Source organism: Photobacterium kishitanii (genome assembly GCF_000613045.3).
GTDB lineage: Bacteria > Pseudomonadota > Gammaproteobacteria > Enterobacterales > Vibrionaceae > Photobacterium > Photobacterium kishitanii.
On the sequence record NZ_LN794353.1, the window covers coordinates 1,242,481 to 1,255,182 of the forward strand.

Below are 12,702 nucleotides of genomic sequence, written 5' to 3' on the forward strand. Positions count from 1 at the left end.
TAGGTAATAACATAATTTAAGGAAAATCTAATTATTAATAAAATGAGACGAGATAATGGGTATTTAATTAAAACATAAAAGTGGCTTATTACTGTTTTAAATATATCGGAGGTGTTATGAATAGATTTCATAATATTATTATTCATAATACAGCCTTTATTTTATTATTATTTAGCGTTTCTATTAATGCAGAGCAACCTCGAGTTATTAGTAATAGTGGCTTTTCAAATGGTGTATTTCAAACCTGTGCCGCAGTTGGTAAATATTATTGTATGCGAGTATTTGCAGGTAGAAATGGTGATAACTATTTAAATGCAGGTAGTGGTTGTGCAACATTCAATGGATCATCAACATTTTATATGGGGGATGTTGTTGTTCAAAAAGGAACAATTCGAACATTAAATGCTGATGATCGAGCGACATTTTATTTCCCCAATGGGGTAACAAAGCAAATAAATGGAGGCCATAACGCTGGCGGAAATTGTGAGACAGGATCTAATCATACACAAACATTTAATCAAGATATCGTCCCATTAGGAACGACATTTACTGTAGCTGCAGATGTTAAAGTTGGTGGTGGTGGTGAAGCATGGGGACAAATGGATGTGTATTTTGAACCTTACTTACAAGATTATGGTGATGCTCCTGACGCCACTAATGGAACTGGGCCTAATAATTATCGTACTCGACAAGGAGATAATGGTCCCTCGCATCGTGCATTAAAAAGTGAATATACGACGTATTTAGGGGTAAATGTTCCGGATGATGACGATACTGGGCTTCAGAATGCAGATGCAACGGCTGATGATATAAATGCTGGCAGTAATTTTTATGGTATTGCTGCTGATGATGAAGATGGGGTGACTTATCCTAGTGTACGATATATTGATACCAGCTATTCAATTACGGCTGATGCAACTAATACATCAGGATCAAATGCTTATTTATATGCATGGTTTGATTTTGATAATAGCGGTACCTTTGATGTCGATGAATTAATTACAAATGGTACTGGTCCTGGTGGCGCTTATATTGTTGCTGGTGGTACAAATAATGTTACTCAAACATTAACATGGAATTCTCTTGCTGATTTAACGGCTAATGGTTATTACTTCTCTCGTGTTCGTATAAGTTCAACCTTAATTAATACAACGGCAACAGGTAGTAATGAAGATACTCGTTCTTTAGGCGCGTTAAACAATGCCGGTGAAATTGAAGATTACATGACTTGTGTTGGCTGCGTAGATATAACGGGTCATGTTTATGACGATGTAAATGGTGACGGTGATCTTAGTGATAAAGTTGCTGTTAATGGTGTCAGTGTTTATGTTTATACGGACGATGGTGACAATATTCCTAATGCAGCAGATGGCTCGCCAAGTTTCACTACCACAACAGATGTTAACGGGTATTATTCCTTCCTCCAAATTCCAGGTGTTACTTATTTTGTTTCTCCAAATCCTCCTGCTACAGGGGCTGCTGTTGCTGAACAAACATATACGAAAACGTTAACCGATAATATTAATGGTACTTTTGTTACCAGTTATTGTGATGCTAATGGTGACGCAATTGCGGACGTAACCCCAATTAATACCACCGGCGTTTGTTTTGGGGGCTGGGATGGTGATCGATCAAACAATAATGCTAATACTAATTTATCACTACGTGAGCATATTTCTCGGATTGTTTTTTCTGCTAATTCCTCGGCGGTAAATAATCTTGATTTTGGCTTTTCATATAATGTAGTAACAAATATAAATAATTCAGCCCAAGGTTCATTAAGGCAGTTTATCACTAACGCCAATACCATCTCAGGTGCAAATGAAATGCGGTTTGTTCCAGCGGTGCCAGCGAATGATACGAATGCCAGTGCTGATTGGTGGGTGGTGACACCAACGTCATCATTAACAACAATTACGGGAGCGAATGGTGCGAATACTACATTAGATGGAACAGCATATAGTTATAGTGATGGCGTTACTGTTATCGATTCAAACTCAGGTAATTATTCAGCATCTCAAACCGTTGGAAGTAGTATTGGTTGTAGTACTGAAACTATACCGGCATTAATGAAACCAGAATTACAGATCGATATGGCAACGAGCAGCAGTCCTTACAGTGCTGAGTTAGTGATAATTAATGCTGATAATACAACGATTAAAAATCTGTCATTAACCGGCGGATCGTTGGGTATTAATATATATTCAGCAAATATTACCGATACATTAATTGAAAATAATTTAATCGGTATTGATCCTGCAGGAAATAATGATGTTATTGGTCAACAAACCTGTGGTATATCGTTAGGTTGTGCTGGTATAGCTATTGCTAATTCAGGCAACGGAACGCTAAGTGGTGATAATGGTATTATTCGAAATAATGCGATTAAAACAGCTCATAATAATATATCGTTAAATAATTTAAATGCGCAGTCAAATACGGTTAATTGGCAGATTATTCACAATCAATTACTCGGTACAATATCTACAGCAGCAACTCCTTATCACAATGTTGTGATTAGTCGCGGAGTTCCTAGTTACTTAAATATTCAAGGAAATTTACTGCGTGATGCTACAGGAGATGGGATAAACCAAAGCTTGACGTCTAATGTGGATCTATTTCAAACAGTCACCAGTAATGATATTCAAAATGTGGCAGGCGATGGTATTCATTACCGTAGTGGTCGTCATTCTATTATTGAATGTAATCTATTACACAATAATGGCGATTCTGGCATTTCTATTGATGGTAATACTAATGTTCGTGGATATCTAATTACTAAAAATAGTTTTAATAATAATGATTCTAATGCTATAGACCTTCAAAATGGGGCAACAGGTAACGGTGTTTCTGTTAATAGTGATTTATGTAATAACAATACAGGTGCTGGCGCGAATAATAATTTAGCTCGTCCTCAAATTATCAGTGCAGTTTATGATGGCACTAATCTAACGTTACAAGGGAATGTATGTAGTACTGGTGAATTTACCTTTGAAGTGTATAAGGCCAATGCGGGTATTGGTGATATTGGTGCTGATGCTAAAAATGCAGGAGAAGGAGAAGAATATCTTTATACTATTAGCGGTATTGTCGGTTCAGTTTTAAATCATGTTATGCCAATTGCTGGACTCGTTAATGGTGATGAAATAACGGTAATCGCTTCTCGTATTGTGACAGGAGGACTTGGCGTTTTACAAGATACTTCAGAATTTAGTGCTAATGTACCTGTTGATATGGATATTGTATTGAATGGTAAAGTTTTTGAAGATAATGGCCAAGGTGGCGCTGTTGCTCATGATGGTATTCAAAATGGTGATGAACAAGGATTAGATAATTTTATTGTTATTGCTTTTTATGATGATGTGCCAATAACTGACTATGTTACGGGACAAGAAATAGATCGGGTAATAACAAAGGGTGATGGGCATTATAGTCTGACAATTCCAGTAGAATTATCACAAAAAGATATTAAATTAATTGTGGTATCAAAAGCGGTATGGATCGATATTTCTGAAAGTGATATGAGTTTAATGACTCAAGTTACCAATGGTTCTTTAACGGATAGTATGGTGCTAATTAATGCAACTGCTGGTGATAATTTAACGGATTTAGATTTCGGTAAGGTAAGGGAACCAATATTACAACCTGATAATTATACCGAAGCTCAACCTAATATTCCGATTGTTTTTAGTCATAAGTTTTATTTGAATACCAATGCTAATGTTAGTTTTAGTATTAGCAATATAAATAATTCTTCTAGTGGTTATATAAATAATCATGTTTTATATCATGATGTTAATTGTAGTGGTAAATTAGGTAGTACGATAAATAATCCGCTCATTAATCCAATACTCATGAATGCTGACACAAATACACAGGTTTGTATCTTAGTAAAAGTAATGATGTCAGATAATATGCCATTACATTCGGTCTATAAATACCAGCTTAATGCGCAAGTGGATTTTAATAATAGTGTAATACAACGTAATGTTACTGATAATGATACTATTGTCGTTAACTTTCGTGGTAGTGGTGAACTAGAAATAACCAAAACGGTAAAAAATATTACTCAAGGTGGCAGTGAAGGTGTGCTTAATACTGCGGAACCTGGTGATGTGTTAGAATACAAAATTAACTTCATTAACAGTGGGTTAGGTGATATTTCAGATATTAAGCTTTATGACTCAACGCCTGAGTTTACAGATCTTAATTCAATGATTGATTGTAGTATTGCCGTAATACCGACTGGATTGTCTTGTAATATCACAATGGTGAACGGTAGTAATATTATTGGTTATGAAGGTGGTATTATATGGGAATTGGTCGGTTCGTTGTCTTCTGGAAGTAAAGGAGAAGTTATTTATCGTGTTAAAGTGAAATAATCTTTAAATGAGTTGCATAATGCGATTATATTAAAACTATCCCATAAAGAATAAAAAGCAGTAATAATAAGACATTACTGTTTGTTTTTTTGTTTTTCTTAAATGTAAACTCTGGCTTATTAGTTGCATATATTCTTAAAGTTGATTCTTTTTCTTAAGTTTATATTACGCTATATTCTGGAGTTATTATTGTGGGATTTAATAATTTTAAAAAAGCATTTTATGTCATTATTCTATGTAGTCTGTTTTGTTCACCATTGATTAACTCTGCTGAGTTAATTTGTAATAGTTCTAGCCAAACAATTGATGGTGCCAGCATTACTACTTTAGATAACTATAATAGTGATCCTGCTGATGGATTCAGTGGTATGTCTATTGTAGGTAATGAACTTATTTCGAGTGCAGCTAATTCGGTAGGTAATCCTCTTAAACGTTTTGAATTAGAAATCCTCTCACCTGGAAGTAGTTTCACCTATCCCATTGGTATTGAAATTGAGTTTCGATTAAAAGGCGGTTGGGTTGCCGATAGTGATACTGACCCTATGTTTTGGTTAACCGATCATCAAAATATGAATGGTGTATTAATTGGTGATAACGCGTTATGGGTTGGTAGCCATGCAACTTGGAATGGTACTAATCAAACCATTAATTATACCAACGCATCGGTTAACAATATGTCTAATACTACAGGGAGATTAACCGCGACTTTCAAACGTTATCGAATGAAAATGTATGTGCAATCTGATAATTCGACTACGATTCAGTTAACGACAATGCAGGATGACGGTACTGTTATAGAAACCTCGCCAGTACGGACGGGAGTATTAAGTATTGATCCAGCCAATGGTATTTATTTTGCTCATACTACTCACTTTAATGACAACGCTGCTAATAATTATCATTTTGGCGGAACTAATTTTGTTGTTAGTGACAGCAGTGATTGTGATTATGGTGACGCACCAGACCCTAGCGTTGGGGTTAATATTGGAAATTATGAAACATTAGCTGCAACAGGTGGCCCAGCACATCAAATAGATGGTGTTATTTATTTAGGAACAACGCCACCAGATGCCGATAGTAATGCTTTTTTTGATGGTGTAGATACCAATGGTAATGCGACCGATGATGATATGGAAGGCACAGCAACGAATGATGAAGATGGCATTTCTAGCGCGATTATTGTTGCTGGGAGTAGTCACTCTTTAACTGCCATTTGTAATGATTATGATGCTATTAGTGGTGATCTAGGTGCTATTGTCCATGCTTGGTTAGACGTTAACCGTAATGGTGATTTTGAGGTTTCCGAATATTCATCTGCCGCTTGTAATGATACATCATCCACTAATGATGGAACGGCAACACTATCGTGGACAGGATTAACGTCATCTATTGGTATTAGTTATGCACGATTTAGAATTACAGACTCAATTTTAACTGATGATGGTAGTGGTAATGATGAGCGCGCTTATGGGGCGGTTAAAAATGGTGAAGTAGAGGATTATCAAATATCGATTACTCCCGTCGTTTCAGGATTTGTATTTAACGATAATGGCGCAACAACAGGGACTAAAAATAACGGTATAAAAGAAGGGGATGAAACTGGATTAGGTATAGCGGTTAATATTATCGCTCACGATACAGTTAACAATATTTGTTATACCACAACCTCCGATGCCGTAACGGGGGCTTATCAACTTTCGGTACCTATCGGTAGTTATAATATCTATGAGGCTGCACTAGAGATAGATATGGTAACCCCAACTTGTCCGCCTACCGTAGGGGTGTTTGATCCGTTAGCGGGTGGATATGATGGCGCGACAATTGGCGATCCCATAAATCATCATTCGAGTAGCGCGAATGTTCAAGCGGTTAATGTTATGGCGAATGTTACCGACGTTAACTTTGCAGATTTTTCTTATACCCCCTATCCGACGTGTTCTAAATTAGCGTATTTATTAAAAAATGCCCCAACAGATGTAACCAGCATTGATTTAGCACAAGGGACTGTAACACCATTGTTTAACAACGTTCTTGCTAGCGCTATCGGCGTGTTTGGTGGTAGTGGATATAATTTTATTACCAATACGATTATTGGCGATAATATTCGTGAAAATGATGATGTATTAATGATTGATGGCAATGGTGATGTGTTTATTTTGCCTATCACGAATTCAACAATGGCACAAAGTAATTACAATAGTGGTGATATTGATGATAACGGTGTTTTATTTTTAGTTCATAGTAATGGTACTCAAATGTATCAAATTGATGTGAACCCCAACAGCAGTACTTATTTACAACAAATAGGCGTTACATCAATTACTGCTCCTCCAATGGCTGATTGGGCATTTAACCCTATAGATAATCAGTTATATACCTTAACAAGAACCGCTCAACTTTATCGTTTTAATCCAGCAACAGGAGCAAGAACAGATCTTGGGAATGTTGGAACGGCGGGTACAACATCAGCCGGATGGGGAGCTATTTATTTTGATGAGCAGGGGTTTATGTATGCGGCTCAGAATCCATCTCCTGGAAGAATTGTTAGAATAGATATTTCAGATCCTAATTTAGGAATTAATAATTATAGCGCTGAAAATTTCACTCAAACAAATTCGGCTACAGGACAAAATGATGGCGCTCGTTGTCGTTTTGCTACCATCTTAATTGATTGGGGTGATGCGCCTATCAGTTATGGTACGTTATTAGCGAATGATGGGCCGCGACATCTTATTACAGGGGATGCGCCATATCTTGGGGTGCTATTACCTGATCGCGAAACGGATGGGCAAGCCTCATTACTTGCTGACGGTGATGATAGTAACGGTGCTCGACCGGATGATGAAGATGGGTATATTCAAACTGATATTAATTCAATTTTAGTGGGAGGGGACACTTACACTATCACCGTACCGGTTGTAAGTTCTGGTGATGATAATCTTTATGGGTGGATTGATTTTGATAATAATGGAACATTTGAAATTGAAGAACGTGCGACGACCTCTGTAAATTCTAGTGGAAATGTAAGTTTAAGTTTTACGGTACCGAATGATGTCGTTATTGTTGAAACAACCTATATTCGCTTACGTGTTTGCTCATCAGCAACTAATTGTGAAGATCCAACCGGTAGTGCTGGTGACGGTGAGATAGAAGATCATTTAATTAACTTAACCCCAATTGGTGATCTGGAATTAACATTAAGACTCGATCCGTTATCAACAGTGACATTAGGTGTGCCATTTAATGTTATTGCAAGTGTGATGAATAAGGGCGCTACAATCGTCTCTAATACGACCTTATCTTTTCCTATTCCTTCCGGTTATAGCTTTGTTCGTGCCTATCAAGGTGATGGTGTTACGCCATTAACGATAACTGAATATGATCCTGCTACTGGTATTATTGATTTGGGTAATATTGGTACGGGATTTAATGATTACGCCATTATACGTCTGGCTCCTCAAAGCATGACCGCAGGTGTAATTAATTCTGAAATTAAAACGGCATCTGTACAAGATATTGATTCTACACCTAATAATGGTTTTAGTAATGGTGAAGATGACACTGATGCTGTTACTCCGACAATCACTAATATTATTCAACCTTCAACGTGTGATGCTCCTAGAGCGTATGCTGGAGAGGATGCTTATGTTGATACTAATGGTGAATATATTGTGACACCTAATGCTGGCGATAAAAAAGGGTATTTATGGAGTTTAGATTTTATCGATTTAAATCAACCTCTGTATGCGGAGTTAGCGGTTTATTTAGGTGATCGCAGTGCAAATTCTGGAGGGGCGGCTGGCGAAATAGGCGCTGACGGAATGACCTTTGTATTATCTGCTGATCCACGAGGAATTAATGCTATTGGTGGCTTCGGTGGTGGCTTAGGTGTTGGGCCCGTAAATGGTGGAGTACCTGTTTCTCCTTCTGTTGTCTTTGAATTTGATACTTTTGATAATACTTTTATTGGTGCTAATGATGATGCCCTCGGTGGGCAATATATTGATCATACTGGGGTATATTTAAATGGACAGATATATAACACTGCACCAGCGACAACATTGATACCTGCGACGTCTGTTAATGGCGGCGAATTAGAAGACGGTCGTTATCATATTGCTCAATTTGAATGGGACCCAGCAACAAATATTTTTAGTTATAAATTAGATGGGCAAACAATAGGAACATTTACGCGTAATATACGGACTGATTTAGGCACGAATACCGTCCGTTTTGGGTTTACTGGTAGTACTGGCGCTGCATGGAATTTGCAAAAAGGGTGTTTTACTTTTGCGCCGAATGTTTTAGGTTCTGATTATGGTGATGCGCCTGATTCAACGACATCAACAGGATTTAGAGATTATCAAACCACTTATCAAAATGGTGGTGCACAGCATGTCCAAAGTGATGTGAATGATGATGGCGAAATTGATTTATTGTTAGGTAATAAGTGGGATGCTGATATTGGTATTTTACAAGATATTGCTGCAGTAGCGGATGATGATAATAATATACCTGATGAAGACGGTGTTAATATTCCTCAAACGATGACAATTAACACTATGACAGATATCAGTATTACCGTAACAGAAGATCCTGTTCGTCCTGAAACTGATATTTATATTTATGGCTGGATTGATTGGAATCAAGATGGTGATTGGCTCGATACCGGCGAACAAGTGGTGACTGAAACAAGCGGAGTCTTAGGGGTTAATAATTACTCAATACCAGTACCAGCGACGGCTAATGTTGGTTATACCTATGCTCGTTTTCGTCTTTGTGGAAGAAATGATTGTTCAACACCTTTAGGTCTGTCATCTGATGGTGAAGTGGAAGATTATCGTATTTTAGTGTCAGATTTGATCCCTAATACTACTTGTGATGTTGTTGTCCAAACACGTAAGCCACAAGCGAGTACGGACTATAGCTATAATGAATTAAATATTACCTCCGATCCTTTGTCATGGACCTCATTAGTTAGCCCTATTGCAATAACAAGTCTACCTAATTCAAATAATATTAATGCTATTGGCTTTAATCGTAATGTCGGACTTTTTTATGGTGCAGTTACAGACATGTCAACCACCGAACGCGAACATCATTTATTTGTAACTGATCGTATAGGCACGAGTTTTATCGATTTAGGAAAGATAACGGCTTTAAGCACATCAACTATAAAACGATTAGATACAGGAGATAGCTTTACCTTTAATAGCGGCGATGCATTAAGGCATACAGGATATGTATCAGCACCAGGAAAAGTGTTAGCTTCGCCAACAGTGGGTGATATTAGTCAAGATGGATCGACACTGGTTATTTGGCGAACAAGTTGGGATTCTTTAGTTAAAGTTGATCTCGCGACACAAACCTTTACAACCGTTTTGTTAGATATTGCGACATTGGGAACGTCGGTTGGTGGTGGTAATGTTGATGTAGGGGCTGATATTGCAATTAGTGCTCAAAATGGACTTGGTTATTTAGTTGATTTTGTTGGTGGTAATTTATATAGCGTTGATATTAATACTGGTGCAGTAATTGCGGCACCATTAAATTTTGTTGGCGCTCAACCAACACTTGATGGCAATAATAAGCTTCAACCTGGAGGCTTAGTTATTGATGACTGGATTAATATTTATGCCTTTACCAATGGTGGAAATCACGATAGTGACAATAATGGCACGATAGATCTCAATACTAAAGCGAGTGTTTATCAAATTAATGTTATTACTCAACGAACAAGCTTCATGCTGGATACCGATGAAACTCAATTACAAGGTAATGATGCCGCAGGTTGTGTTGAAGCGATAGATTATGGTGATGCGAAGAGTAGTTATGGACAAGTTTCACACCCTTATATTGATGTGACATTAGATGGTAATGCTGATATTCAAATTGGTACGTTCTGGGATCCTGAATTTACCTCGTGGCATAGTCCCAATAGTGATGCAGATGATAGCCATAGTTTAGATGATGAAGATTTTGCTATACCAGCTTCTATTGTTGTTGAAACAAGTACTCCTCTATCGATAAATATTATCGGCAGTGGTGTTATTAATATTTGGGTAGATTTAAATAATGATGGTGATTTTTCTGATCAGGATGAGCAGGTAGCAACGGAAGTTGCAGTTGTTAATGGCCTAAATACGATCCCTATCATTCTTAATGGTACAACTGCAGCTGGATTCAATGGTTATACTGTTATGCGTTTACGTGTTTGTTCTTCAACGGGGGATTGTAACACAGCCTCAGGTATGGCGAGTGATGGTGAAGTCGAAGATCATCGTTTTGAACTACTTAATCGAATTATTTTACAAGGTGTTGTCTTTGAAGATAATGGCGTTGGCGCAGGCGCTATTGCTCATGATGGTATACAAAGTAATAATGAAAAGGGTATCGCTGGCTATATTGTACAAGCTATATATAAAGGTTCAGGAACGGTAAATTATAATAATAACGATATAATACAAACAAATATAACTAAAGGTAATGGTTCATATCAATTAATTCTTCCTGTTGAGGTGGCCAATAGTGATATTTTGTTAAAAGTGGTAAAAAAATCCAACTGGATAGATATTAGTGAATTTGATAACACTCTTATTTCTCAAGTAGTATCATCATCGACAAATAGCATTACTGATAGCGAAGTATTATTAAATCCATCAGCAGGCGATATTATTAATAATCTTAATTTCGGTAAAGTTAAACAGTCAGTATTAGAATCTGATAATTTCTCAGAAGTAATACCAGGGAGTGCAGTTTATTTTACTCATAAGTTTACGTCTTTTACTGATGGTGATGTTAACTTTTCAATAATCAATAAGAGTCAAACCCCTAGCACTATTAATTACTCTACTGCTATTTATCATGATGAAAACTGTAATGGTAAATTAGAGACAGGTAACGAAAGTTTGCTATTAAATAATATAACGGTAGATGAAAACAATAGAGATGTTTGTTTGATTATTAAGATATTTATACCTAATGAGACACCTTTAGGTAGTATTTATAAATATGACCTAAAAGCTGATATAACATATTCTGATAATGTAAATACAGGACACGGAATAAAATGGGGCATTATAAATGAAGATCAAATAAAGGTTGCTTTTAATGGTGCTGGTGAATTGTTTATAAGTAAAACTGTCCAGAATATTACTCAAGGTACGGATATAAGTATAAGTAATAAGGCAGTTCCCGATGATGTAATAGAATATACCATTCATTTTAGTAATGTTGGACTAGGTAAAATTACGGATATTAAGTTATTTGATAGTGTTCCTCTTTATACATATTTACATGACCCTATTCAATGTTCTGGAGGAGATGTATTATTACCTTCTTTGATAACAATGTGTACGCTTGTTCTTAAAAATGGATTAAATACAAGTGGTTATGATGGTGATGTGGAGTGGGTATTAACTGGTACATTACTTGCTGGTGAGAAAGGTTTCGTTAAATATAGAGTAAAAATAGAATAGATAATGTAGTTTATATTTATATTAACTCTAGATGTTAATATGAATTCAATGACTGATTTAAATAAAAACCCTCATTATGGCCCTTTCTTATATATAAGATATAAGAAAGGGCTACTTTATTATAATGTGCATTGTTCTAATGTTATTTTTTGTTTTGCAAAACTGATTTTTTTTCATTTTGCATTTTTATTTGCTATTTGATTAAAGTAAAAATAACAGTAATTAATAACTTATGTTTGGCACGTAATTAGCATTGATGAAACTGCAATGTAACTTTAAATGATGAGGTGTACTGTGAAGAAATTATTACTAATTATTTTTGCTACTGTAGTGATGTCATTCTCGGTTTATGCTGAAAAGATGGAACCGCTATCAAGCCAAATGGATGCATATGTTGTGATGACTGATGATGCAGGCGAGGAAAAATTAAAACCTGCTGATGAAGTTTTGCCAAAAGATAAAGTAGAGTACAAGTTAACTTATACCAATAATACAGATGATCAATTAAAAGGTCTCGTTATTACAGGGCCAATTCCACAAAATACTTTTTTTGTTTCCGGTACAAATAACACCAAGATTAAATCTGATTTTGTCGTAAGTATTGATGGAGGACAAACGTTTGAACCTGAGCCAGTAAAACGAATGGTAATGAAAAATGGGGAAGAAGTTGAAGTAATTATTCCACCAGAAAAGTACACCGCTATTCGTTGGATGCCAAGTGTTCCAATTAACGCAAAGGAGAAACAAATTTTCACATACCGTATAGAAGTTAAATAGTAATTATTTAAACGGTAGTGAAATGTCATGCCCCATGCTATTTGCAAGGGTTTAGCTACATTATC

At 36.3% G+C, this 12,702-nt stretch carries 3 protein-coding genes; all 3 read left to right on the forward strand.

The genetic code is table 11. From position 1 onward, the window contains the following. Nucleotides 1-116: 116 nt before the first annotated feature. The gene (locus tag PPBDW_RS20555) at nt 117-4,382 is read left to right on the forward strand and encodes a right-handed parallel beta-helix repeat-containing protein (protein WP_036792249.1); all 4,266 of its coding nucleotides are present in this window, start codon (nt 117-119) and stop codon (nt 4,380-4,382) included. Nucleotides 4,383-4,573: 191 nt separating this feature from the next. After that, nucleotides 4,574-11,860, forward strand: a complete 7,287-nt coding sequence (locus PPBDW_RS20560) for an L-type lectin domain-containing protein (protein WP_243423031.1) — start codon at nt 4,574-4,576, stop codon at nt 11,858-11,860. A 294-nt stretch (nt 11,861-12,154) separates the two neighbouring features. Then, on the forward strand, nt 12,155-12,637 hold the full coding sequence (locus PPBDW_RS20565) for a DUF11 domain-containing protein (RefSeq protein WP_036792252.1): 483 nt from the start codon (nt 12,155-12,157) through the stop codon (nt 12,635-12,637). Nucleotides 12,638-12,702: the final 65 nt, after the last annotated feature.